The sequence below is a fragment of the Pseudomonas sp. G.S.17 genome, assembly GCF_038096165.1.
In the GTDB taxonomy this organism is placed as follows: domain Bacteria; phylum Pseudomonadota; class Gammaproteobacteria; order Pseudomonadales; family Pseudomonadaceae; genus Aquipseudomonas.
Genome location: NZ_CP151076.1, coordinates 1688906 through 1715806 on the forward strand (window position 1 = coordinate 1688906; position 26901 = coordinate 1715806).

General features: G+C 61.2%; 10 protein-coding genes. 3 read left to right on the forward strand and 7 right to left on the reverse strand.

Translation table 11 applies throughout. The features are described from left to right. Window positions 1-407: 407 nt before the first annotated feature. Window positions 408-671 carry a hypothetical protein gene (locus AABC73_RS07785; RefSeq protein WP_341523101.1) on the reverse strand — a complete coding sequence of 88 codons (264 nt, stop codon included), beginning with the start codon at window positions 669-671 and terminating at the stop codon, window positions 408-410. A 691-nt stretch (window positions 672-1362) separates the two neighbouring features. Here AABC73_RS07785 and AABC73_RS07790 point away from each other — a divergent pair. Then, window positions 1363-3237 (forward strand): MFS transporter, encoded by a 1875-nt coding sequence (locus tag AABC73_RS07790; RefSeq protein WP_341523102.1) that lies wholly within the window; start codon window positions 1363-1365, stop codon window positions 3235-3237. Window positions 3238-3244: 7 nt separating this feature from the next. Here the strand turns inward: AABC73_RS07790 and AABC73_RS07795 are convergent, their stop codons facing one another. The 4 genes from AABC73_RS07795 to AABC73_RS07810 all read right to left on the reverse strand — a co-directional run bounded on the left by AABC73_RS07795 (window position 3245) and on the right by AABC73_RS07810 (window position 21121). Continuing rightward, entirely contained in the window at window positions 3245-4201 is a 957-nt protein-coding gene (locus tag AABC73_RS07795) for an alpha/beta hydrolase (protein WP_341523103.1), read from the reverse strand. Window positions 4202-4220: 19 nt separating this feature from the next. Then, window positions 4221-11504: an amino acid adenylation domain-containing protein gene (locus tag AABC73_RS07800; protein ID WP_341523104.1), complete on the reverse strand. Its 7284-nt coding sequence runs from the start codon at window positions 11502-11504 to the stop codon at window positions 4221-4223. Next, the gene (locus tag AABC73_RS07805; RefSeq protein WP_341523105.1) at window positions 11504-19294 is read right to left on the reverse strand and encodes an amino acid adenylation domain-containing protein; all 7791 of its coding nucleotides are present in this window, start codon (window positions 19292-19294) and stop codon (window positions 11504-11506) included. The genes AABC73_RS07800 and AABC73_RS07805 overlap by 1 nt, the downstream gene beginning before the upstream one ends. Window positions 19295-19471: 177 nt before the next feature. Further along, window positions 19472-21121, reverse strand: a complete 1650-nt coding sequence (locus tag AABC73_RS07810) for a cyclic peptide export ABC transporter (protein ID WP_341523106.1) — start codon at window positions 21119-21121, stop codon at window positions 19472-19474. A 255-nt stretch (window positions 21122-21376) separates the two neighbouring features. On the opposite strand from AABC73_RS07810, the gene AABC73_RS07815 reads away from it, so the two are divergent. Beyond that, on the forward strand, window positions 21377-22435 hold the full coding sequence (locus AABC73_RS07815; RefSeq protein WP_341524163.1) for an IS110 family transposase: 1059 nt from the start codon (window positions 21377-21379) through the stop codon (window positions 22433-22435). A gap of 369 nt (window positions 22436-22804) precedes the next feature. Here AABC73_RS07815 and AABC73_RS07820 read toward each other — a convergent pair whose 3' ends face one another. Both AABC73_RS07820 and pvdM read right to left on the reverse strand, forming a co-directional pair. Further along, on the reverse strand, window positions 22805-23683 hold the full coding sequence (locus AABC73_RS07820; protein WP_341523107.1) for a formylglycine-generating enzyme family protein: 879 nt from the start codon (window positions 23681-23683) through the stop codon (window positions 22805-22807). A 30-nt stretch (window positions 23684-23713) separates the two neighbouring features. Further along, a complete protein-coding gene (gene pvdM / locus AABC73_RS07825) occupies window positions 23714-25042 on the reverse strand; it encodes a pyoverdine-tailoring dipeptidase-like protein PvdM (protein WP_341523108.1) in 1329 nt (442 codons plus the stop codon). 230 nt (window positions 25043-25272) lie between these two features. Here pvdM and AABC73_RS07830 point away from each other — a divergent pair, with 230 nt between their 5' ends. Beyond that, window positions 25273-26898, forward strand: a complete 1626-nt coding sequence (locus AABC73_RS07830) for a PvdJ/PvdD/PvdP-like protein (RefSeq protein ID WP_341523109.1) — start codon at window positions 25273-25275, stop codon at window positions 26896-26898. The last annotated feature ends 3 nt before the right edge of the window (window positions 26899-26901 follow it).

Here is a 26901-nt window from a genome sequence, read left to right on the forward strand (position 1 = left end):
TGGGCTGTGGCTGTGTCGTCCGTGACTTAGGTATATTTGAACTCAACTACTTGTCCCGTGCACTTTGAAGTTGTCTGCCTGAGCTGTATTGGTCGTTACCAGCTGCGCTGGGCGCCAGCTAGTCCAAGGGTCATGGACTGTTTTCTGCCGGGCGACAATGAATCATCGCAACTGCATAATCCATAGTGGAAAGTGCAAAGGAGAAATTTCCGAATGCTTTTCGGATTGTTCCTACAGATAATTATTATTGACTTGATATTGCTGATGGTGAATGCGGGGGTTGCAGTCGCGCAGTAAATAAGGATTCGTTAACAGGTGTTGCCCGCGAAGTTGTCAACTCAACCGCTAAATATATTGACTGGAACACCGATTCGCGGGCAAGCCTCGCTCCTATGCTTTGCGTCGAATCAATCCATGCGCTTATCCATCCGCACTTCCATCACCTCCAACACATCACAACTATCCTGCAACAACAAACAAGCTGCCTGCGCAACATGGGCGAGGTGTTTTTCGTCGGGGTCTTTGAGGTCGGCGGTGCTCAGGCAGGCCATGAGGTTTTTCACGGCGGTCAGGCGTTCGACGGCGCAGTGGTGCAGGTCGGGGAAGGGCGCGTTTGGGTTGATGAAGAGGACGGTTTTTGGATTTTGATTCAGCGGGGTGTATTGGGTCATTTTCTTAAAACCATATGTGTTTTCTGGACCTGTCTCCTGTTTCGTCGCCAAACAAAACTGGGTGACAGCTGTACGCAGGTTGGCGAACCGGTCACATATACCCGGCAGATCCGAAGATCTCCCACGCACAGCTGCCATAAATGCTGCCCACACCAAAATGAAGACAACCGAGCGCTGGAGCTGTTGCGTATATGTAGATCGGATCGCCAAATCCGGTCGCTGATGTGCAGCGACGGGGCGAATCATAGGGAGATGGTTTGTTCGGTGCAACCGCTGGCCGGATGATGGCGGGTTCGTTGGATCGAGGCTTGCCCGCGAATCAGGCGCCTTGGTCAACCAGCCCCATCTCGTTATCGTTCTTCGGGGACAAGTCCCCTCCTACCGGTTGGGTAAGCTTTGGTAGGACCGGACTTGTCCGGGAAAGCGTCGGGTTTGCCAAAGAGATCTTCAGCGCTTGCTCCAGCGTCTTCGGGGACTTGCTCCAACGGGATCGTGTTTTCTTGAGGTTTCTGGTCACCAGCGCCAACGCCTTCCCGGATGAATCCGTCCCCACGGGATTTTGCTCACTCAATAAGGTCGGATTTCCCTGCACAATCAGAAACGTCCTATCGACATAACGTAAGCGAACGTCTTCAATGTGGCTCGCACTGGATCAACCTTCCAATCGCAACGCTATTCAGGACCACGGACGATGAGCCACCCGTCACAATTCACGCTGTTAGGGAAACGCCGCTTCCTGCCGTTTTTCATTACCCAGTCCCTTGGGGCGTTCAATGACAATGTGCTCAAGCAGTCGTTGATCCTGGCGATTCTCTACAAGCTGGCCATCGAGGGCGATCGTTCCATCTGGGTCAATCTGTGTGCCTTGCTGTTCATCCTGCCGTTTTTCCTGTTCTCGGCGCTGGCCGGGCAGTTTGGCGAGAAGTACGCCAAGGATGCGTTGATCCGTCTGATCAAGCTGGGCGAGATCGGGATCATGCTGGTCGGGGCGGCGGGGTTCGTGTTGGGGCATTTGTGGCTGATGTTGCTGGCGTTGTTCGCCATGGGCACGCACTCGGCGCTGTTCGGGCCGGTGAAGTATTCGATCCTGCCGCAGCACCTGCGTGAAGACGAGTTGGTGGGCGGTAACGGTCTGGTGGAAATGGGCACGTTTCTGGCGATCCTGGCCGGCACCATCAGCGCCGGGGTGATGATGTCCACTTCGGGCTACGCGCCGCTGGTTGCCGGTGTCATGGTGTTGGTGGCGTGCCTGGGTTATCTCGCCAGCCGCAGTATTCCCCGCGCGGCCGCCGCGACGCCGGAGATGAAGATCAACTGGAATATCTTCAGCCAGTCCTGGGCCACGTTGTGCATGGGCCTGAACCAGACACCCGCGGTGTCGCGCTCGATTGTCGGCAACTCGTGGTTCTGGTTTGTCGGCGCGATCTACCTCACGCAGATCCCGGCCTACGCCAAAGAATGGCTGTACGGCGACGAAACCGTGGTGACGCTGATTCTGACCGTGTTTTCCATCGGCATTGCCGCAGGCTCGATGCTTTGCGAGCGCCTGTCCGGGCGCAAGGTTGAGATCGGACTGGTGCCGTTCGGCTCCATGGGGCTGACGGTGTTTGGTTTGCTGCTGTGGTGGCATTCGGGACAGATGCCGCAGAACGTCATGGCCAATGACTGGCTTCAGGTGCTGTCCTTCAGTCAGGCGTGGTGGGTGCTGATCGATATTCTGGGCATCGGCGTCTTCGGCGGCTTTTACATCGTGCCGCTGTACGCACTGATTCAGTCGCGTACCCTGGAGAGCGAGCGCTCCCGGGTGATCGCCGCCAACAACATTCTCAACGCGCTGTTCATGGTGGTTTCGGCGCTGGTGTCGATCCTGCTGCTCAGCGTTGCCAAGCTGTCGATCCCGCAGCTGTTTCTGGTCATCTCGCTGATGAACATCGCGGTCAACACTTACATCTTCAAGATCGTGCCCGAGTTCACCATGCGCTTCCTGATCTGGCTGCTCAGCCATTCCATGTACCGCGTCGAGCATCGCAACCTGGAGCTGATTCCCGATGAGGGCGCTGCGCTGCTGGTTTGCAATCATGTGTCGTTCGTCGATGCGTTGCTGATCGGCGGTGCGGTGCGGCGGCCGATTCGTTTCGTGATGTATTACAAAATCTACAACCTGCCGGTGCTCAACTTTATTTTTCGCACCGCCGGGACCATTCCGATTGCCGGGCGTAACGAAGATTTGCAGATCTACGAACAGGCGTTCAGCCGAATCGCCCGGTACCTCAACGACGGCGAACTGGTGTGTATTTTCCCGGAAGGCAAGCTGACCGGCGACGGGGAAATCGACGAGTTCAAGGGTGGCATGATCAAGGTGCTGGAGCAGACTCAGGTGCCGGTGATTCCGCTGGCATTGCAGGGTTTGTGGGGCAGCTTTTTCAGTCGTGATCCGAACAAGGGCGTGTTTCGGCGCTTGTGGTCACGGGTCACTGTGGTTGCCGGGCCAGCGCTGGCGGCCGACGGTTCGGCACCCGCGCAGGCTCGGGAACAAGTGGCGCTGCTGCGCGGAAGCCAGCGCTGAGCCAGTTTCAGTGCTTGAGCAGCCAGGCGTCGATGGCCGCGTAAACGCCGGGGATGGCTTCGCTGATGCCGCTCATGCGCAGGAAGTCATGCGTCAGGCCGTCCTGAATGTTCAGGGTCACCGCCGTGCCGGTGGCGCTGAGCATTTCGGCGTAAGCCACGCCTTCATCGAACAGCGGATCGAATTCGGCCAGGCTTATATAAGCGGGCGCCAGCGGCTTGAGGTCTTCGGTCAGCAACGGCGACATTCGCCAGTCGCTGCGCAGCGCCGGGTCGGGACTGTAATGCTGGTAAAACCACTGCAACGTTTCGCTTTCCAGCAGAAATCCTTGGTCATAGCGCTGATGGGACGTTCGCGTTCGCGAGGCGTCGGTCACCGGATAGAAAAGTAATTGCGCCTTGGGCCGCAGCTGAATGCTCCGGGATTCAAGCACGGCGCTGATCGCCAATACCGTGGCCAGGGTTGCACCGACGCTGTCCCCTGCGACGCTGATGTGGCGGTTGTCGATGTCGAGGTTTGCGGCGTGTTCGGCCAGCCAGTTCGCGGCGTCCAGCGCGTCATTGACCGGCGTCGGGAAGGGCGCTTCCGGCGCCAGACGATAAGCGGGTGCGAGTACCGACTGGCGACCACTGGCAGCCAGGCGACGGCATATCGAATCGTGGGAATCCAGGCTGCCGACCACGTAACCGCCGCCGTGAAAGTACAGAATTCCCGGTTGTGGCGTCGGTTCTTGCTGCGCCACGCGGTACAGCCTCGCCGCGATGTGCTGGCCATCACGGGTCGGGATCGACAGCGTGCTGACCTCAATGGTGGCGGGCGGGCAAGGGTCGAGCACTTGCGAAGTCTGTTCGAATTCGGCGCGTGCCTGCTCGACACTCAGCGCGTGCATCGGGCGACTCTTGCCGCTCAGGCGACCCATCTGCGCCAATTCCAGAAAACCTTCGAGGTCGGGGTCCAGAGGCATTGCGTGTTCCTTTCGTAGTCTATTGAGTGACCGGTTCCGCAGCGGATAGCACATGCAGCAGGCCATTGAGCAGCGTTGGGTGATTGAGCAACTGGTAATGCCCGGCCGGAATGCGAATGTTCGCCACCGCTCCGCTGATCCGTGGATGCTCGGCATCGCTGGCGCTGGCCGCCCACCAGCAATGGGCGGTGCTCGCGGTACGGGGCAGCGCGTCGATCTGGCGTGACAGCACCTTGAGTTTCATGGCGACGCAGAAGGTGTGCGCCAGTTCGTCGCTGCTGATGCTGGCGTAGGCCGAAGTCGCCGACATACCGGACTGAACGCTGCCGATCAGGCCTTGCAGCGCATCGACGTTGCGCTTCGTGCCGAGGTCGAACGCTGGCAGTTGCTCTGCCGACACACCGAGGATCACCGCGAGGAAACTGCGCAGGTCGGCGTTCCAGTCATCTTCGACAGCGGTTTGCGCTGCGCTGGGCACGAAGCTGTCCACCAGACCGAGAAACTCGACGCGCTGGCCCTGACTTTCCAGCTCCTGAGCGACCAGCACCGCGAGGGTTCCGCCCAGCGACCAGCCCAGCAAGTGATAAGGGCCGTCGGCCTGTTTCTGACGAATGTACTGCGCGTAGTCGATGGCCATGGCCGTGAGGGATTCATCCTGCCAGTCGCGCTGCAACAGCATGCGGCATTGCAGGCCGTAGACGCTGCGCTTGCCGTCCAGGCGCCGGGCCAGCGGCTCGTAATCGAAGACGGTGCCAAAGCCCGCGTGCAGGCAGAACAAAGCTGGTGCGTTGCTGTTGCGGCTGTTGAGCAACAACAAAGGGTCGAGGTTTTGCCCTTCGTCCGGATTGCCATCCAGTGCAAAGCCGGACAGCTCGGCGATGGTCGGTTTGCTGATCATGTCGCGCAATTTCAACTGCACCGGCAAACCGCTGGCGCGCACCTTGGACAGCACCTTGAGGATGCGCAGGGAATCGCCGCCCAGCTCGAAGAAGTTATCGGTGACGCCAATTTGATCGACCTCCAGCACCTCTTGCCAGATCGTGGCCAGGCCGCGCTCGACATCGTTGCGTGGGGCTATGAACTCGCGGCCCTTGAATTCCGGGGCCGGCAAGGCCTTGCGATCCAGCTTGCCGTTGGCATTGAGGGGGAATTCGCTGAGCGTGAGGATCTGCGCGGGCACCATGTAATCCGGCAAGTCAGCTTGCAGCTCGCCGCGCAAACGCTGGCCAAGGTTGGCTTGCGCAACGGCGACCACGTAGCCGATCAGCTGTTTACCCGCTGGGTTTTCCCGGGCCACCACCACGGCATCCTGCACGCCCGGCATGGCACGCAAGCGTGCTTCGATCTCGCCGAGTTCGATGCGGAAACCGCGAATTTTCACCTGATTGTCCAGCCGCCCGAGGTAATCGATCACCCCGTCGGCGCGCTGGCGAACCCGGTCGCCGGTGCGATACAAGCGTCCGCCATCGCTGGCAAAGGGATCGGCGACGAAGCGCTCGGCGGTCAGGCCCGGACGACGGTGATAACCCCGCGCCACGCCCTGACCGCCGATGTACAACTCACCGGCCACGCCGACAGGTAATGGATTCAGCGCTTCGTCGAGGACATACAAACTGCGCTCGCCGACTCGCGTGCCGATGGGCGCATACACCGCGCCGCAGGTGGCCTGCACGTCGACCTTCCACAACAGCGGCGTGACCACCGTTTCCGTTGGCCCGTAGCCATTGGTGAGGAACTGCGGCTTGAGGGCGCGCTTGACCCGTTCGAAGTTGGCATCGGCCACGGCATCGCCGCCGAAGCAATAGATGCGTACCGGTGGTGGCGGCTGGTCCTGGGTTTCCGCGTATTCGGCCAGCTGTTGCAGATAGGCGGGCGGGAAGCAGGCAATGCTGATCCGGTGGGCGTGCAGCGCGTGCCAGGTTTCTTCCGGTGTCCACAGACGATTGTCGCGCACCACCAATTCGCCGCCGCTGAGCAATGTCGACAGCCAGCGTTCCTGGGCGCCGTCAAAGGCGAAGGACATGAACAGCAATTCCCGGGTCTGCTCGTCCATGTCATAACGCTCGGCGATTGCCTTGCAATGCATGCGGATCTGCCCATGACTGACCGCGACGCCTTTGGGCTGGCCGGTCGAGCCCGAGGTGTAGATCAGGTACGCGAGGTTGGAGTCCTGCACCTGATTTGCCGGGCAGGTGTGCGGCAGCGAACCCAACTCAAGGGCGTCCAGGGCGATCAGGCCCGGCGCGATCCTGGCAAAGCGATCCCGCAAACTGCTGTGGGTGATCAACAGGTGCATCGCCGAATCACCGACAATCCAATGGATGCGCTCCTGGGGATAATCGATGTCCAGCGGCACATACGCGGCGCCGGTTTTCATCACCGCGTAGAACGCGACGATCACGTCCACCGAGCGTTCCAGAGCGACGCCGACGAAGGTCTCCGGGCCGACGCCTTGGCCGAGCAAATAATGGGCCAGACGGTTGGCGCGACGTTCCAGTTCGGCGTAGGTCAGCTGGTGGTCGGCGCAGGTCACGGCCATTGCGTCCGGACGTTGCACGGCGTGTCCGGCGATCAACTCAGCCAACAGCGGGGCGGCTGTCATCGGCTCGGCCATCAGGTTATTGCCGCGCAGTTGCCGACGCTCGCTGGCGTCGAGCATGTCCAGGCTGCCGAGGGTGGCGTGGGGATTATTCAGCAAGGCCAGCAACAAGGCCTCGTAGCTGCGGCGGATTTGCTCGCTGGCCGCAGCGCTGAAGCGGTTGCGCAGGTACATGAATTCGATGGTCAGCGTGTCCTTGAGCATCACCGCCAGATCCATGGCGAAGTCGGTGACGCCACGGGCGCTGACCTCGCCGAAGTGCAGGTTGTGTTGCGTCGCCTGATCCAGGCGTTCGTCCAGCGGATGGTTTTCGAAGACGATAATGCTGTCGAACAACGCCTGGCCACTGTTGCCGGAGCAGCGCTGAATATCGGCCAGGGAGGCGTGTTCGTGATCGCGAATCCCCAGGTTGCAGGTTTGCAGCTGCGCCAGCCAATCGGCGACGGTCTGGCGCGGGTCGGGTGTCTGGATGATCGGCAGGGTATTGATGAACAGCCCGAGCATTTCATCGGCATGGTCCAGGCTGGCGGGACGTCCAGCCACCGTGGCGCCGAAGCACACCGTTGCTTGCCCGGTGAAACGCTGCAACAGCAGCAGCCACGTGGCCTGGATCAATGTGTTGGGGGTGATGCGCAGGCGCTGGGCCTGTTCCCGCAACTGGTTGGTTTGCTCCTTGTCCCACTTCAGGTACAGCGCTTCGTGGCCTTCGAGACCAACGGCTGGCGCAGGCGCAATGCTGCTGGCCAGCAGGGTCGGCCCGCTGAGGTCCTGCAGCTGGGCTTTCCAGAAATGTTCCAGGGTTTGCTGGGACTGGGCCTTGAGCCAGGCGATGTAATCCCGATAGCGCCCGTGTTTCGGCGCCAGCGGCTGGCCGCTGTAATGCTCCAGCACTTCGCCGAGCAGGCGCGAGCTGCTCCAGCCATCCATCAAAATGTGGTGGCTGGTCCAGATCAGGTAGTGGGTCTGCGCATCGAGTCGGACCAGCGTCAGGCGCATCAACGGCGCGGCGAGCAGATCGAAACCCTGGGCGGCATCCAGATCGACCTGTTGTTGCAACTGCTGCGGTTGTACGTTGCGGTCTTGCCAGTCCAGCTGCTGCACGGCAATGCTGGCATGTTTGTAAACCAGTTGCAGGGGTTCGGCCAGCGCACTGGCGGACCAGAAACCACTGCGCAAAATCTCGTGGCGCTCGATGACCGCATTCCACGCGGCAATGAACCGCGCCACATCAAGGCCCTGCACCGACACCGCCATCTGGTTCAGGTACAGCGCCGCTTCATTGGCTTCCAGGGTGTAGAACAGCATGCCCTGTTGCATCGGCGACAGCGGGTAGATGTCTTCCAGTTGCGCCAGCGGCACCGGCAGCGAAGCCAGTTGCGCAGCGTCGAGACCCGCCAGGGCGAAGGCGCTGGCGTCGGTCGGGCCGGTTATTTCCTGATCATCAACACGCGCCACGCTGGCCAGATGTTCCACGGTCTGGTGCTGGAACAGATCCTTGGGCGTGAAGTGAATGCCGTTCTGCCGGGCGCGGCTGACCAGCTGAATCGAGATGATCGAATCGCCGCCCAGATCGAAAAAGTTGTCGCTGATGCCGACGTGCTCCAGCTTGAGCACGTCCTGCCAGATCGCGGCAATGCGTTGTTGCATAGCTGTATTCGGCGCGACGTAAACCTGTTGCATCTGGCTGGCATCGGCAGCGGGCAGGGCTTTGCGGTCCAGCTTGCCGTTGGGCGTCAGCGGCAGTTGTTCGAGGAACATCAGCTGCGCCGGGATCATGTAGTCGGGCAAGTCCTTGCGCAGGGCAGTGCGGAGGCGTTCGCGCAGCGCGGCTTGTTCGGTGTTGTCGCTGACTGGTTGCGCCAGCACCACGTAGGCGACCAGCTGTTCACCCGTCACGCCCGGCTGCGCAACCACGGCAGCGGTGCGTACCAGCGGTTGGGCTTGCAGACGGGTTTCGATTTCCCCCAGTTCGATGCGGAAGCCGCGAATCTTCACCTGATGATCAAGGCGGCCGAGGTATTCGATGATGCCGTCGGCGCGATAACGGCACAGGTCGCCGGTGCGATACAGCTGCGCACCGGACGCGCCGAACGGGTCCGGAACGAAGCGTTCGGCGGTCAGCTCGGGTCGCTTGAAATAACCCCGGGCCAGGCCCCTGCCGCCAATCAGCAGTTCTCCGGCGACGCCAATCGGTGCCGGTTGCAGGTCGGCGTCGAGGATGTACAGCGTGGTGTTGTCGATGGGACGACCGAGCCAGGGTTTAGTGTGGCTGCGGTCGAGTCGATGGCTCGCCGACCAGATGGTGGTTTCGGTGGGGCCATACAGATTCCACAGCTGGTCACTGACCGTCAGCATGCGCGCAGCCAGGTCATCGCTCAGGGCTTCGCCGCCGCACAGCAGTTTGCAGCCTTGCAAGGCTGCGCGCTGGGGATGGTCGAGGAGCATGCGCCAGGTCGAAGGCGTCGCTTGCAGGACGCTGACGCCCTGACGCCGGACGATGTCCAGCAGCGCCTGCGGATCGAGATTGACGTCGTTGCCAGCCAGGATCACCCGCGCGCCAACGCTCAGCGGTACGTAGAGTTCCAGGCCGAAAATATCGAAGCAGAACGTGGTCAGCGACAGCAGCCGGTCATCGGCCGCGATGCCCGGCTCGGCGGCCATGCTTGAGGTGAAGTTGCGCAGCGCGCCGTGGGAGACCATCACCCCTTTGGGTTTGCCGGTGGAGCCGGAGGTGTAAAGGGTGTACGCCAGATTTTCCGGAGTGGTCGCAACGTCGGGATTGTTTTCGGAAAAGGCGCCAAGACTACTGGCCGGATTATCCAGTACCAACGTTTTCAGGCCTTCGGTAATTGGCAGTTGGTCTTGTACGTGGGCTTGGGTCAACAGCAGCTGTATGCCGCTGTCCGCGATCATGTAGGCCAGGCGTTCTTCGGGATACGTCGGGTCCAGCGGCAGGTAGGCGCCACCCGCCTTGAGGATCGCCAGCAAGCCGACGACCATTGCCACGCTGCGTTCAACGGCGATGCCCACCAGCACTTCCGGGCCGACGCCTTGCTGGATCAGACAATGGGCCAGCTGGTTGGCGCGACGGTTGAGTTGCGCGTAAGTCAGGTGTTGCCCGGCGACGATCAGCGCGACGGCCCAGGGATTTTTTTGCACCTGGTCTTCAAACAGCCGCGCGACGTTGTGGGTCGGCGGATTCTGGCTGACCGGTGTGTTCCAGCCCTCGATGATCAAGGCGCGTTCGGCGTCATCCAGCAACGGCAAACCGGCGACGAGTTGTTCCGGGTCGCTGACGATGCTGCGCAGCAGGGCCTGCCAATGGCGGGCCAGACGCTCGATAGTTTGCGCATCGAACAGGTCGGTGGCGTAGGTCAGCGAGGCGCTGAAGCTGTCTTCAGTCAGCGAGGTGTTCAGGGTCAGGTCGAACTGCGCGGTGGGGTTGTCCCAACCAAGGTTGTCGATGGTCAAACCGGCCACCTGGCTGTGGGCCGCCGTGGCGTCCGCGCCCTGATGATTGAACATCACCTGGAACAGCGGGCTGTGGCTGAGGCTGCGTTCCGGATGCAGCGCGCCGACCAGTTGTTCGAAGGGCAATTCCTGATGGGCCTGGGCATCCAGCGCGGTTTGCCGCACCTGTTGCAACAGTTGGCTGAAGCGCGTGTGGTCGCTGAACTCGGCCTTGAGCACCTGGGTGTTGACGAAAAAGCCGATCAGTCGCTCGGTTTCCATGCGGTTGCGGTTGGCCACCGGCACGCCGACGCGGATGTCGTTTTGTCGGCTGTAGCGATGCAGCAAGGTCTGGAACGACGCCAGCAGCAACATGAACAGCGTGACGTTGTGCTGTTGCGCCAGTTGCTTGAGGGCCGGCCCCAGTTGCGCGTCCAGCACCACGTCCAGTTGCGCGCCCCGGTAACTTTGCTCGGCGGGACGCGGACGGTCGGCGGGCAGCTCCAGCACCGGTTGTTCGCCGCCCAATTGCCGGGTCCAGTAATCCAGCTGGCGCTCGCGTTCGCCGGCTTCCATCCAGTGCCGCTGCCAGATGGCGTAGTCGGCGTATTGAATCGCCAGTTCCGGCAGCTCGGGCTCAGTATCGCCGCTGAACGCGGCATAGCATTCGATCAACTCGGTGACCATCACCTGCATGGACGCGCCATCGGAAACGATATGGTGCTGAGCCATGACCAGCACATGTTCATGCTCGCTCAGGCGCAGCAGCTCAGCCCTCAGCAACGGGCCATTTTCCAGGTCGAACAGTTGCGCGGTGGTTTCAGCAATGAAGGCTTTTACTTCGGATGAGTCGCCGGTTTTGGCGTTGCGCATACCCAGCTTGATGCGCTGCGCATCGGCGACGACTTGCACGGTGCGCTCCTCGACCAGCTGGAAGGTGGTGCGCAAACTTTGGTGACGAGCGATCAGCGCGTTGAAGCTGCGCTCCAGGGCGGCAACATCCAGCTCGCCGAGCAAATGCAGGGCCATGGGGATGTGATACGCCGCGCTGTGCGGGTCCAGTTGCCAGAGAAACCACTGGCGTTCCTGGGCGAAGGACAGCGGCAATTGCGCAAAGCTCGACTGCACTTCGGGGATCGGCAGGTTGGCCGGGGACACGCCTTCTTCAAGCATTTTCTGCAAATAGACAGTGCGTTTTTCCAGCGGCAAGGTGATAAAGCGCCGGGCAATTCTCGAAGCGGTCGTGCGGTCCATCAAACTTCCTCCATGTCGTCGAGCAGTGCTTCAAGCCTGCTCAATTTCGATGTGTTCACGGCATCGCCGTCCTGCTCCAGTGCGCTGGCAAAAGCCCCCAATGTCGGGGCCTGGAACAGCTGTTGTGGGGTCAGCTGCAAGCCGAGCTCCAGTTGCAGGCGCGACACCACCTTGATGACCAGCAGCGAATGCCCGCCCAGCTCGAAAAAGTTATCGGTCAGGCCGACGCGTTCCAGCTTCAGGACGTCTTGCCAGATCCCGGCGATTTGCTGCTCCAGCTGGGTTTGCGGGGCGATGTACTCGCCTTGGCCCTGGCTGGCGTGGGGTTCCGGCAGGGCGTTGCGGTCGAGTTTGCCGTTGGCGGTCAGCGGCAGGTTGGCGACAAACAGCAAGTGCGTCGGAACCATGTATTCCGGTAGCTGCTCTTTGAGCGCGGCCTTGAGCGCTTCCCGGCTGGCGAACGATTCGTCGGCCACGATGTACGCAATCAGTTGCTGACCGTCGCTCCCGTCACGGGCCAGAACAACGGCTTGTTCAACGTGGGGCTGCGCCAGGAGTTGCGCTTCGACTTCCCCCGGTTCGATACGGAAACCGCGAATCTTCACCTGATGATCGCTGCGCCCCAGATAGTCGATGCTGCCATCGGTGCGATAACGGGCCAGATCGCCAGTGCGATACAAACGGCTGCCATCGTCGGCAAACAGGTTGGGAACGAAGCGCGTTGCGGTCAGATCCTGACGATTCAGGTAACCCCGCGCCAGACCTGCGCCGCCGATATACAACTCGCCGATGCAGCCTTTGGGCACCGGATTCAGCGCGCCGTCCAGCAAGTACCAGGCAAGGTCGGCCAACGGCGCGCCAATCGGGCTGGAGGTGTCCTTGAGGAAATCATCCCGGCTGATCGCCCGATAGGTGACGTGAACCGTGGTTTCGGTGATGCCATACATGTTGATCAACTGCGGCGAGCGATCACCAAACTGCTCGAACCACGGCCGCAGACTTGGCACGTCCAACGCTTCGCCACCAAACACCACATAACGCAGCGCCAGACTTTGTTGTGCCGCGCAGGCCACCGCCATCAAGGGCTTGAAGGCTGACGGCGTCTGGCTCAACACCGTGACGCCGTGTTCGATAAGCAGCTCGTGGAAGGCTTGCGGGCTGCGGCTGACGGCGTGCGGCACGATCACCAGCTTGCCGCCGTAGAGCAGCGCGCCAAAGATTTCCCAGACCGAAAAGTCGAATGCGTAGGAGTGAAACAGCGTCCACACGTCCTGCTTGCTGAAGCTGAAATGCTGTTCGCCGGCCTTGAACAAACGCAGGGCGTTGGCGTGGGTCAGCAACGCGCCTTTGGGCTGGCCGGTGGAGCCGGAGGTGTAAATCACGTAGGCAAGATTGGCCGGATCGATGCTGATCACCGGGTTGGCGTCGCTGTAGCCGGATGCGCCGTCGTCGAGCAGCAGCACTTGAATATCCGCGTTAATCGGCAATGCGCTGAGCAGCGAACCCTGGGTCAGCAGCACACCAATGCCGCTGTCCTGAATCATGTAGCTCAGGCGATCTTCGGGATAGGCCGGGTCCAGCGGCACATAAGCGCCACCGGCTTTGAGAATCGCCAGCAGGCCGATGATCATTTCCAGACTGCGTTCAACCGCCAGGCCAACACGCACTTCCGGGCCGACTCCGCGTTCAATCAGCTGGTGTGCAAACTGGTTGGCGCGCTGATTGAGCTGTGCGTAAGTCAACTGCTGGCCGTCGCAGGTCACGGCGATGGCGTTCGGGGCGCGAGCGGCTTGAGCTTCGATCAACTGGTGAAGAGACTGCTCGACGGGGAACTCGCTGCGGGCCGGATTCCATTCCTGCAGGGCGGATGTGCTGTCGCTAAGTGTCAGTTCGCCTACCGGACGCTCGACGTTTTCTCGTAGCCCATTGAGCAGTTCAAGGGTCTGCCGGGCAATGGCGGCAATGACCTGCGGGCTGAACTGCTGACGCGAATAGTTGAAGCGCAGCGCCAGGCTTTCGGCGGCATTGATAATCAGCGTCAGCGGGTAGTTGGTCTGCTCATGGCTGCTGATATTGGCGAAGCGCAGACCTTGCGGCGCGCCTTGTTCCAGTGCCTGGGAAATCGGGTAGTTTTCGAACACCAGTAACGTGTCGAACAAGGCTTCGCCCGCATGCCCGGCCCAGCGTTGCACATCAGACAGTGCGCTGTGTTCGTGTTCGCGCAGGTTGAGGTTCTGCGCTTGCAGCACTTGCAGCCATTGGCTGACGATCAGTTCCGGGCGGGGATCGCTCACCACCGGCAAGGTGTTGATGAACAACCCGACCTGCTGCTCAATCCCGGCGATCTGCGTCGGCCGACCGGCAACAGTGGCGCCGAAGCACACCGCGTCCTGACCGGTGTAGCGTTGCAGCAGCAGCGACCACGCGCCTTGCAACAGCGTGTTGAGGGTGACTTTCTGCTGTCGGGCGAACTCGTTCAAGGCAAAGGTTTGTTCGGGATCCAGCGCCAGGTTGTAGTCGGCGTGACCGGCAGGCGCATCAACGGCAGGCGTCAGGTGGCGGGCCAGCAGCAGCGGCTCGTCCAGTGCCTTGAATTGCTCGCGCCAGAAGGTCTCGCTGGCGGCGTGATCCTGCTGTTGCAACCAGTCGATGTAATCCCGATAGCGACCTTGATGCGCCGCGACCGGCCGCGCGCTGTAGCGTTGCAACACTTCGCCCAGCAACTGCGAAGTGCTCCAGCCGTCCATCAAAATGTGGTGGTGGGTGAGGATCAAGTGATGGCTGTTGTCTGCGGTTAGCGCGGCGATCAGGTTCAGCAGCGGCGCCTGGCTCAGATCGAAACCCTGCTGCAATTGCTGTAGCGCCAGCTCATTCAGCGCCTGTTGTTGATTGGCAGAGCTGCGCAGATCCAGCACGCTGAACGGCATGTTCAACTGCGAACGAACCACTTGCAGCGGCTGCTCCAGTTCACCACTCCAAAGGAACGAAGTGCGCAGGATGTCGTGCTGGTCGATGACCGCTTGCCAGGCCTGACGGAATAATTCCGCGTCCAGGCCGCTGACGTCCAGACGCATCTGGTTCAGGTAATTGCCCGCCGCCTGCTCGTGCAAAGTATGGAAGAGCATGCCTTGCTGCATTGGCGCCAGCGGGTAGATGTCCTGGATGTCTGCGGCGGCAATCGGCAAGTCGTTCAGCTGTTGCTGACTGATCTGCGCCAGCGGGAAGTCTGAAGGCGTGATGCCGTTGTGTTGCGCGCAATGCTCGATCAGCTCGGCCAGTTCCCGGGCGTACTCATCGGCCAGGCGCTGGATCAGCGTTTCATCGAACATCTCGCGGCTGAAGGTCCAGCCCATGCTCAGTTCGCCAGCGTAGACCCGGCCGTTGAGGGTCAGCCAGTTGCCAAGCGGCTCGTCCGGGCTTTGCTCGGCGCCAGCGTTTTCGTCACAAGGGCTGAACAGGCTGTCGGCGGCGCTATCGAAACTGCCGTCGAACTGGCCCAGGTAATTGAAGGTGATGCGCGGCGTTGGCGCGCGCTCCAACTGAGCGCGAGTCGCCTCGTCGCCCAGATAACGCAGCAGGCCAAAACCGATGCCTTTGTCGGGGATGGCGCGCAGTTGCTCTTTGACGGTCTTGATCGAGTCCTCGAAAGTTGTCGCCGCCGAGAGTTTCACCGGGTACAGACTGGTGAACCAACCCACGCTGCGGCTCAAGTCGATATCGTCGAACAACGCTTCGCGGCCGTGGCCTTCCAGCTGAATGACGCTGCTGTCGCGTCCGGTCCAGCGGCTGATCACGCGGCTCAGGGCGGTCAGCAGCAGGTCGTTGACCTGGGTGCGATACGCCGCTGGCGCCTGCTGCAACAACTGGCGGGTGAGGGTTTGATCCAGCCGGGTTTGCACGGTAACAGCCAGGGCATTATCCAGACGGGCTGCGGGGCGGGCACCGGGCAATTCATCGGACGCGCCCGCCAGTTGGCGCTGCCAGAACGGCAGTTGCTGTTGCAGCGCTGCGCTTTCTGTTGCATAGGTTTGCAGGTGTTCGCCCCAGGCTTGAAACGCGCTGGTTCGGGCGGGCAGGGCAATTGGCTGGCCTGCCTGCAACTGGCGATAGCTGCTCTGCAAATCCTCGAACAAGACCCGCCAGGAAACGCCGTCCACCACCAGGTGATGGATCGCCAGCAGCAAGCGTTGGCTGCCGTCGTCGAGGCTGACCAGCACCGCGCGCAGCAAGGGACCGTCTTGCAGATTCAGGCTGCGTTGCGCGTCGTTGCCCAGCGGCGCAAGGTCAGCAATATCGCTGATGTTTGCCTGCCATAGCTCGAAGCGGCTGGCTTGCATGGATTGATAAGCGGACGTCCAGCCGTGGGGCGTCTGGCTGAAGGTCAGGCGCAGCGCATCGTGATGGGCGAGCAGCGCGCGCAAGGCCTGCTCAAGGCGGTCAGCGTCCAGGGTGACGTTTGGCTTGAGCAGCACCGACTGATTCCAGTGCTGCGGCTCGGTCAGATTCCTGGCGAAGAACGCCTGCTGAATCGGCAGTAACAGTGCCGCGCCGGTTGCCGGGCCTTGCTCGATCATCTGGCCGACGTCATCGATGCGCGCGACGTTGGCCAAGTGAGCGATGGTCTGATGCTGAAACAGTTCTTTGGGGCTGAACTGGATACCGGCCTGGCGCGCGCGGCTGACCAGTTGAATGGAGATGATCGAGTCGCCGCCCAGGTCGAAAAAGTTATCGCTGATGCCGATGGTTTCGCGCTTGAGCACGTCCTGCCAAAGCTCGACCAGACGCTGTTGCAGCTCGGTGCGCGGCGCAACATAAGTGGTTTGCCGTTGTGCGGCATCGGGCGAAGGCAGGGCCTTGCGGTCCAGTTTGCCGTTGGCGCTCAGGGGCATTTGTGCGAGAAACACCCATTGGCCTGGCACCATGTAATCGGGCAAATGCTCGGCAAGCCGGGCCTTGATCGCCTCCTGCAAACGGCTGTGACGACCGGTTTCGGCAGGTTGCACGGGCACCACGTAACCCACCAGTTGCTGGTCGACGGCGAGGACCACCGCTTCACGAATGTCCGGCAGTTGCAGCAGGCGGGTTTCGATTTCCCCCAGCTCGATGCGCAGGCCGCGAATCTTCACTTGATGGTCGATGCGGCCGCGATAGTCGATGACGCCGTCGGCGCGATAACAGGCCAGGTCGCCGGTGCGATACAGACGCTCGCCATCGCCAAACGGGCTGGTGACGAAGCGTTCGGCAGTCAGCGCCGGACGCTGATGGTAACCACGGGCCAGGCCCGCACCGCCCAGGTACAGCTCGCCGATCACGCCGACTGGCACCGGCTGCAATTGCCCATCAAGGATGTGCGTGGTCAGGTTGGCGATAGGCTGGCCGATGGGCACGCTGTCGCGATGTTCCTCGCGGCAGGTCCAATGGGTCACGTCGATGGCCGCTTCGGTCGGGCCGTACAGATTGAACAGGCTGGCGTTGGGCAGTTTAACGAACACCTGTTGTTGAGTGTCCACCGGCAGGGCTTCGCCGCTGCAAACGATGCGTTGCAAGCCAGTGCAGCGCTGCACGGTTTCGTCGAGCAGGAAGGCTTGCAGCATCGAGGGGACGAAATGCAGGGTGGTGACCTGATGGCGTTCGATCAGCGCCACCAGTTTCGCCGGATCGCGATGATCCCCTGGCGCGGCCATGGCCAGGCGCGCACCGGTCATCAACGGCCAGAAAAACTCCCAGACCGAGACGTCGAAACTGAACGGGGTTTTTTGCAGCACGGTGTCGCGGCTGTCCAGCCCGTAAGCCTGCTGCATCCAGCACAGCCGATTGGTCAGCGCCGAATGCCGGTTGCCGGCGCCTTTGGGTTTGCCGGTGGACCCTGAGGTGTAGATCACGTAAGCCAGGTTTTCCGGGGCGACTGTGATCTCGGGATTGCTCGACGGCAAGCCGGAAAGATCCAGTTCGTCGAGGCTGAGGATGTTCAGCCTGGGCTCGGTGGGCAGCTGGCTGAGCAGCTCTTTTTGCGTCAGCAGCAACTGGATGCCGCTGTCTTCGATCATGTAGGCCAGCCGCTCGCGGGGGTATTCCGGGTCCAGCGGCACATAGGCGCCGCCCGCCTTGAGAATCCCCAGCAGGCCGATCACCATGGCCACGCTGCGTCCGACGGCGATGCCTACCAACACTTCAGGGCCGACGCCCAGCGCCATGAGTTTGTGCGCGAGTTGGTTGGCTTGCTGGTTGAGCTGAAGATAGCTCAGGGATTGCTCGGCAAACACCAGCGCCGTGGCGTCCGGCGTTTGCTGCGCGTGTTGTTCGATCAGGCGCTGCACCGGTTGCTCGAGGGGATAAGCCGTTTGCGTTGCGTTCCAGCCCTGGAGCGTCTCAAGTTCTGCTGCGCCGAGCATCGACAGCTCGCCGATCCGTTGTTCTGGAGCATCAAGCATGGCCTGCAACAGGTTCTGCCAATGTTGGCCGAGACGTTCGATGGTTGCGGGCAGGAACAACTCGGCACGGTATTCCAGCTCGGCGCGAATGCTCTGTCGCGAATAGTCGATATCGATGCTCAGGTCGAACTTGGCTTGCGGCAAGGCGACCGGCAGCGAGGTCAATTGCAGTTCGCCCAGTTGCAGGGTGGTTTCGACAGGCTCGGCAATGCGCCAGTTGAGCAGGGTCTGGAACAGCGGATTGGCCTGGGTGCTGCGTTGCAGGTTCAATCGATCCAGCAGCAATTCAATCGGGTAATCGGCATGCTCCAGCGCAGCCCGTGAAGCGTGACGCAGGTCATGCAGGAAGTCGCTGACGGATTGATCCGGGTTCAGGCGCGCACGGTAGATCTGGCTGCTGACAAAAAAGCCCACCAGTTCCTGAGTTGCACTCTGATTGCGCGTGGCGTTGGGCACGCCGACGGTGAAGTCGCGCTGACCGCTGTAGCGGCTCAACAGCAATTGCCACGCGCCCAGCAGCACGACGAAAGGCGACACCGTGTGCTGCTGACAGAACCCGTGCAGCTGTCGGGAAAATGCTTCGGGCAGCGTCAGCGCAACGCTGCCCTGGCGGTTGTCGCGCACGGCGCTGGCCGGGAAATCGGTCGGCAACGCCAGGGTTGGCAAGTCGTCACCCAGATAGCCCTGCCAGTATTCGGCGGCCTGATCGTGAGCCTCGGTGCCCACGTATTCTTCGCGCTGCCAGCGCGCGTAGTCCAGGTATTGAATCGCCGGGCGCTTGAGAGGCTTGGGATCGCCGAGGCTCAGGCGCTGAAAGGCCGTGACCAGGTCCTGCATGAGAATCGGATTGGACCAGGCATCGGAGACGATGTGATGCAAGGTGAGCAGCAACACGTGCTCCTGCTCGTCGAGCTTGAGCAGCGTGGCGCGGATCAGCGGCGCGCTGCCCAGATCGAACGGCCGAGCGGCTTCAGCGGCAATATGGCCGGGAAGTGTGTTGCGATCATCAAGGTTGATTCGGGCCAGATTCAGCTGCGCGTTGTGATCAACAAGTTGCCGGGGCGTGCCGTCGATATCCTCGAAGCGGGTGCGCAGGATGTCGTGGCGATCCACCACCTTGCGCAATGCGCTTTCCAACAGCGCGCCATCCAGCTGACCCTTGATCGACAAGGCGCGAGGCAGGTTGTAGGCGGCGCTGTCCGGGGCGAATTGCTGCAACAACCACAAACGCTGCTGGGCGAACGAAACCGGCATCGAGCCTTGTGCAGTCGAGGCCTTGATCCCGTGTTCAGTGCCTTGCTCATCAGCCATGAGCAGGGCGAGCAGGTCGTCGTCGGGTTGTTGATTGAATTGATTCATGATCGCTCTCGTCGCCGTCGGCAGAGGAATTGGCTTTGTCAGGAAGACGAAGGGGGGAGGGGCAGATTTAGCGCCGTGGGACCGGATTTATCCGGGAAGGCGTCGGTTCGGACTCTGCCTCTTCTGCGACTTGAAACCCTTCGCGAGCAAGCTCGCTCCCACAGGTTTAATTTCATTTCACGCCATCGCCCGCTCGCTCACCACCTGCCCGGCACTCATCCGCACCAGCTGATCCGCCACATCGAAATAGCGGTCGTCGTGGGAGATGACGATGATCGTCTTGCCCAGGCGCTTGAGGTCCGGCAGCAGTTCGGTGTAGAAAATCCGCCGGAAGGTCGGGTCCTGGTCGGCCGCCCATTCATCGAACACCAGCACCGGCCGTTCATCCAGCCAGGCATTGATCAGCGCCAGTCGCTTGCGCTGGCCGGTGGACAGATCGGTGGTGGTAAACGCGCCATCGCGAACGCTGACTTTGTGGGCGATTTCCAGACGTTCCAGATAGCGCGTAGCGTCGCAGGGCAAGGTCTTGTCGTTCTGCACCAGATCGTCGAACAGGTAGTAATCGGCGAAGACCGTGGTGAACATCTGCCGATAGTCATCCAGCCCTTCGGCGTCGACCTTGTTGCCGTTGAGGCGCACTTCGCCCTGTTGCGGCGTGTACAGGCCCAGCAGCAGCTTGATCAACGTCGTCTTGCCGCAGCCGTTCTCGCCGACGATAAACAGGATTTCCCCTGGTTCGATACTGAGGTTCACCGGGCCCAGCTTGAACGGCGCGCTGCCTTCCACAGGCGGGAACGCGTACTGCACGTCGCGCAGTTCCAGATGATCCATGCTCGGTGCGGGCTTGTCGGCGGCTTGCAGCAGCAAGTGCGGTTCCGGCGAGGAGAAGCGCTCGGACAGGTCCGCGATGCGCCGGAAGGCGATTTGCGCGCGGCTGACGATGGGCAGGTTGCCGATCAGGGTTTCCAGCGGGCCTTTCATGTACAGCAAGACCAGCACGAAACCGCTCATTACCGCCGGGTCGGCGCTGGGCCACAGGCTTTGCAGCGTCAGCGTCAGGCCGATGACCACGAAGAACAGCATCGAGCCCAGACTCTTGGCGATCACGAAGATATTGATCGAGCGCACATGGGTGTCGCAGATGTGGTCGGCGGTGCCCTGAATGTTCTTGGTCAGCATGGCATGCCGACGCGGGCGATGGATGCGCAGTTCCTTGGCGCCTTCGGCAATCGCCGAATAGTGCTTTTGCAGATTGTCTTCGGCTTCACGGGCGGCGTAAAAACCCTTGATGCCTTTCGACTGGGCGACGAACTGCACCGCGCAGCCGATGCCGATGGCGAGCAGAGTGATGAGGAAAATCGGCCAGGACAACACCGCCAGGTAACCCAGGCAACCGACGATGACCGTGATGGAAATCGCCAGTGGCGCGAAGGCGAAAGCGAAGTCGCTGATGGTGTCGACGTCGCGGGTCAAAACCGGGATCAAACGGTGCGTGCGGTAGCGTTCGATCTGTTCGATGGGCGCGGAAAGCACCTTGGCGCCCAGATCCTTGCGCAACTTGGCGATGATGTTTTGGCCGACGTAATTGGTGCCGATGTCCGCCGCAATCGTACTCAGCAGCGCCAGCAGGCACAGGCAGGCGAACGCGATGACGACGCCGCGACTCATGCCGCCGTCGCTGTGCAGCCCCTGATTGACGGTGGCCAGCAGCGCCGTGACGCTCAGCCCGCCGATGATGCCCAGCAGGACAGAAGCGATGACAATGGGCCGATAGGGCTTGAGCAGGCTCAAGAGTTCACGTAGGGCGCTGCGCGGTGCTGCGGACATGGGCTACCTCGGTCGAGACAATGACGGGTTGTCAGTGCAAAGGAACGAGTGATGAGGCGGGGGATTTAGCGGGGGGCGGTTGATTGGGTGTTCGGAATGCGCCTGACACGGGCACGCACACATTCGTAATTGGATGGACTCGCCCAAGCCGAGGCGTCTGTAGCGCCACGGTGGCATTCTTAAGAAGCCAACGACAGCGAGGGCGAGTCCATGAAAAAGCATACGACCAAAAATAACGCCTTGTCTTCAGCCGACGTGTCGGCTTGTTCGACAGTGGCGGTAGATCTTGCCAAGAATGTGTTCCAGGTGGCCGGGGAAGATGCCCTTGGTCAGGTCATTTACGAAGAGCGGATCAAGTCACGCGAAACCTTTGTGGCCTTTTTACAAAAACTGCCGGCAGGCGTGACGGTGCTGATGGAGACCGGCCCTGGCGCGCAGGCTTGGGCGCGGCTGTTGCAAGCACAAGGCAATCAGGCGCGAATTTTACCGGCGCAACATGTCGCCAAACATCGTAGCGGTGCCAAAAATGATCGCAACGATGTGCTGGCGATATTGCGTTCAGGACGAGATGTAAACATTGCGCCAGTGCCAGTCAAAAGCACCGCACAACTGGCCATGCAGGCTCTGCATCGTGCTCGACAAGGGTATGTAAGGCGGCGCACTGCAATGGGTAATCAGATACGCGGGCTGTTGCTGGAACAGGGTATTGCCATGGCGCAAGGGGCGGTGACCCTCAGCCGAAATGTCCCACGTATATTGGAAGATGCCATCCAGCCATTGCCGGATATGTTGCGCGAGCTGATTGATGAAATGCTGGGCGAATGGAGCCATCTGGGTGAGCGCATCGATGTACTGACGGGCCGTCTGGAAGCAGCAGCGCGCGAAGATGAGACAGCAAAGCGTCTGATGACAGTGCGCGGCATCGGCCCAATCATCGCCACGGCCTTGCTGGCCAAACAGACTGAGCCTGAGCGTTTCGCCAATGCCCGAATGTTTGCTGCCTACTTCGGCACGGTGCCCGAGCAGCACAGCAGCGGGCAAAAAATCCGATTGGGAGGAATTTGCAGACGCGGAGATGGCTATATTCGCAGCCTGTCGATTCAAGGAGCGCACGCCGTGTTAAGGCAGGTGAAGCCTGATTCGGAGCATCCCGATGATCGCCGGCTACGACGCTGGCTAAGTCAGCATGGTCAAAAAGGAGCAGCCGTAAGGTTGGCCAATAGAAACCTGCGCATCGTCTGGGTGCTGCTGCAAAACAATCAGACCTATCGTCGTCAGCCTGCAGGTTGCCAGGAGGCGACGATGAATCATTAATCAACAGAGTTCTGCCACCGGGGTGCTGAGTCACCTCAACCGCTGCTGAAGAACATTGACCCCAGGTCAGACCGTCGCGGATAGATGCCTACGGTCCTACTGGCCCTTTGAGGCCTTAACGTAATCGGCATACCGCGAGCTTACCCAATGTTGGCCAGAAGCCGTAACGCTTCCTCGAACAGGCCTTATACATAGATGCAACCGGGTAGCAGTGTTCAAAAGCAGGTTGAAAGTGTGGGCGAGTCCATACATAGGACCGGCTTTAGCCGGGAGGAGGCCAGTTTATTCACTGCAGCTCTGTTGTCAGAACTCTCGCCCTCCCGGCTAAAGCCGGTCCTACGGGGCTCAGGTACAGCCCCGACACCCGTCTCACAAATCCCTTACTACCCTGAACCCCAGCCAGTCGCCGCGCAGGTATGGGCGCAGGTTATTGCGGTTGCCGGAGCGGGAGAAGATTGGCGCTTCGGTCCAGTCATTGCCGCGAATGCCCTGCAAGGTACAGTCGCCGGTCAGCCACGGGCTGCCGTCGGTGGGGGCGCCGTTGTAGCTGTCGTTGTAGCAATCGGCGACCCACTCGTAGACGTTGCCGTGCATGTCGTACATACCAAACGCATTGGGCGCGAAGCTGCCGGCTGGTGCGGCAAAACTGAAACCGTCTTCCGGGCCGTAAGTGTTGGCGTGTTTGGCGATGCTGTATTCCTTGCCTTCATCCAGCGGGAACGGGAACGGCCCGGAAGTGCCGCCGCGCGCCGCGTATTCGCGCACGGATTCACTGACCATTCGGTAAGCCTTGCCGGTTTTTTTCGACAGCCAGGCGACGTAGGCGGTGGCTTCCTTGTAGTCCATGCACACCGCCGGGTGGCGATTGGTCATGGTGTAGCGCGGCTTGCCGGCGATGCATTCGCGGCCGGGGCGTTTGTCGCCGTCCGGCATCGTGTAGCCGGTGTCGCGCAGGTAGGCGTTCCACTCGCCGCTCAGGACCTGGAAGCGGCTGATGGCGAAGGGTTTCTTGAAAGTTACGTCGTGCTGCGGCCCTTCATCGGGTTGTCGGCCGACTTCATCGTCAGGCGAGCCCATGCTGAACGTGCCCGCAGGCAACACCACCAGTTCCGGGCAATCCTTGCAGTCCCTGAATAAGCTGCCTGGTTTAGCCTCGGGAGTGGCAGCCTGAATCATGGTTGGCAACAGCAGCGCGAGCATAGCCGCACCCAGCAGCGTGGCCATCTTGCGTGACGCGAATACATTCATGGCACCGTCTCATTGTCGGAAAAAGGCGTGTCAAAGCGGTTTTGCGGCGTCTTGTACCTGTTGCCAGACGCGCATGAAATTGCCGCCCCACAACTTGGCGATATCGGTTTCGGAATAGCCGCGTTGCAGCAGTTCGGCGGTAACGTTGCGGCTCTCGCTGACGTCCTTCCAGCCCTTGAGCCCGCCGCCTTCGTTGAAGTCCGAAGCGATGCCCACATGATCGATGCCGATCTTGCGCACCGTATAGTCGATGGCGTCGCCGAAGTCCTTGAGGCTGGCTTTGGGTTCGTCATCCAGAATCGCGTACAGGCCGCTGGCGTATTGGCCGAATTTTTGTTCCGACCACGCGGCGATCACCGGGTCGCCGGGCATCAGCGCCATGGCCAGGTTGGGCAGCGGCGGCAGATCGAAGCGGGCGCGCAGGTCATTGAGTTTGTCCTGGCTGGCCTGGCTCAACGGTTTGAGGTACGCCGGGAAGCCGACGATCTGCACCACGCCGCCGCTGTTCTTGATCAGTTGCATGTCCTTGTCGCTGAGATTGCGCGGGATATCCACCATGGCGCGCGGCACCGAGTGCGAGGCGACCATGGGCGTGCGACTCAGCTGGCTGACCTGCACCAACGCTTGGTCGGACATGTGCGACACGTCGATGATCACGCCCAGATCGTTCAAGCGCTGCACCGCCTGCTTGCCGATGTCGGACAAGCCGTCGAACGCGTCGGCGGTGTCGTTGAGGAACGGCAGCGGGCGTGACGAATCGGCCCAGTCGTTGTTGCCGATGTAGCTGAAGCCGAACATACGCATGCCGCGCGCCGTCCATTTATCCAGCAGGTTCAGGTCATTGCCCAACGGATAGGCGTTGAGCATGCTGATGAAAATCGCGAATTTGCCTTCGCCTTGCAGGCGCCGCATGTCGTCGGGGGTGTAGGCGATGCCGACCTGATTGGGGAAGTCCCGGGCCATGCCGGAAATCGCCTTGTAACGGATTTCCTGTTGATTGCGCGCCTCTGCGACGAAGCCTGGCGTCGGGCGGTGAGGGGCATTGTCGCCGTTCCAGATTTCCGGCCAGCCGAAGATGGTCAGCGCCCCTGCGGACAAGCGTCCACGCCCGGCCTTGACCAGGTCGAACTGGCCGTTGCCGTCCTTGTCCGCTTCCTTGCCTTCGGTGCCGAAGCTCAACGGCAGGGTGATGTGGCTGTCGAACGAGACGATGCGTTCCTGCAACGCTTCGGCCTGTTTCATGACCTTGAGCGGGTAACTCGGATAGCCGCTGAACCAGAGTTCCCAAGCCACCGTGGCCGCACCGATGGTTACGGCCAGCGCCAGGGGCAGGCCGATGTATAACGCTTTTCTGTTCATTGCGATCCCGGGAATCAGCCGTAGAAGTGCAGGCTTTGCTATCTGGGAAGAACGAGTGGTTGGCGGGGAAATTTAGGCGGGATGCCATGGCGGGTGGAATACCCGTGGGGGCGGATTCCCCCAAACATGGAATTTCCCAAGGGTTGAACTCTGCTTCACCTTAAATTTCCCCGCCAATCCAACGTTCTAGCTTGGATAACGCCCGTTTCAGGGCTGATACAGGTAGGGCGATGACGATTTCTCGACGAGGCTTTCTGGCGGGCCTGGCACTGACCGGTGCTGTGGTGCCGGCTGCCTATTACGCGCATCGCGAGTTGAAAGGCCCCGATGAACCGATCACTCCCGGCGAAGCATCCTTTGATGTGGCGGACGCTGCTGGCCGGCAATTGGCGGATACCTTGCGGGGCGTCTGGGATATTCGTCTTGAAGGCGCCGACGCCGGGCTGGACGGCTTGCCCCGCGAAGGGCTGGAAATGTTTCTCGACATCGCCCCGCGTGGCCGGGGCATTCGTGGTCTGCTGGATACCGGCGCCAATCTGCGTGGCGACCGTGCGCCGCGTTACAGCCTGCTCGGTGATCTTGCCGTGGCCAATGGCGCGACGCTCACTTGGCGCCTGACCTCTGCGGATGCGCAGGACGAAACGCCTGCCTACGAATTCACGGCTGTGCTCGATGAAGTCTGGGCCGCGTTTGGCAACGCAGGCAGCGCGACGCTCAGCGGGCGCATTTATCGGCTGGATCGCGACCCTGCGCTGATCGAACTGGACAATCGCTTCGTGGCAGTCAAGCGGTTGTTCCCCGAAGCCCGCGAGCGCATCGGCCTTGAACCGGCATTGCTCGCGATGCTGATCAGCCCGGAACATCGCCTGTTCCACCAGCTCTGGCACGCGTCCCGGGACAAATGGCACAAGCTGTCCGAGAGCAAGCGCGACGCCCTGCGCGGGATCGGCTGGCAGCCGGGGCCTCGGGAAAAGGAGCGTGACGCACGCGGGCCGCGCAAGGATCGTAACGGCTCGGGCGTGGATTTTTTCTTCATGCACCGGCACATGCTGGATTCGGCGCGGGCGGTGCAGGAGCTGCCGTCGTGGCAACGCTTCCCCATGCCGCAGCCGCAATTGCAACGCGATCGCCAGGGGTTCGCCCGTTACTTTGATAACCACGACGGCTGCGCCTTGCCGCCGACCTGGCGCGCGTCTGGCGATGACGAGTACAGCCAGTGGGTCAGCGACGTGAAAAGCGCCGAGACCTACCACACCAATTTCGAAGTCTGGGAATCTCGCTATCGCGACCCGCGTTACCTGTCGACGCTGACCCTCGGCCAGTTCGGTTCCGAGGTGGAGCTGGGTTTGCACGACTGGCTGCACATGCGTTGGGCATCGGTGCCGCGCGATCCGTCCAATGGTCAGCCGGTGCCCATGGCCCGCGATCCCGCCGACTTCGCCCCGCGCTGGTATGAGGCGCAAAACGACTTTTTGGGCGACCCGTTTTCGTCCCATGTGAACCCGGTGTTCTGGGGTTTTCATGGCTGGATCGATGATCGCATCGAAGACTGGTTTCGCGCCCATGAGCGCTTTCATCCGGGGCAAGTTCAGCGTTTGATGGTCAACGGCGTGCACTGGTTCGCGCCGGGTCGCTGGGTGGAAATCGACGACCCGTGGCTGGGTCCGCTGACCCATGGTTGCAGCACTGCGCCCGGTCTCAACCCCGGCAAGACCATGGAGAGCGACCCGGAAGTCATGAAACTGGCGCTGAAGATTACCTTCGGCGACGAAAAGAAAATCGCCAACCTGTTCCGCCGCGTGCCAAGACGGCCGTGGTATGCGCGGAATATTTCGGTGAAGAGGTGGTTTTGGTGAGAC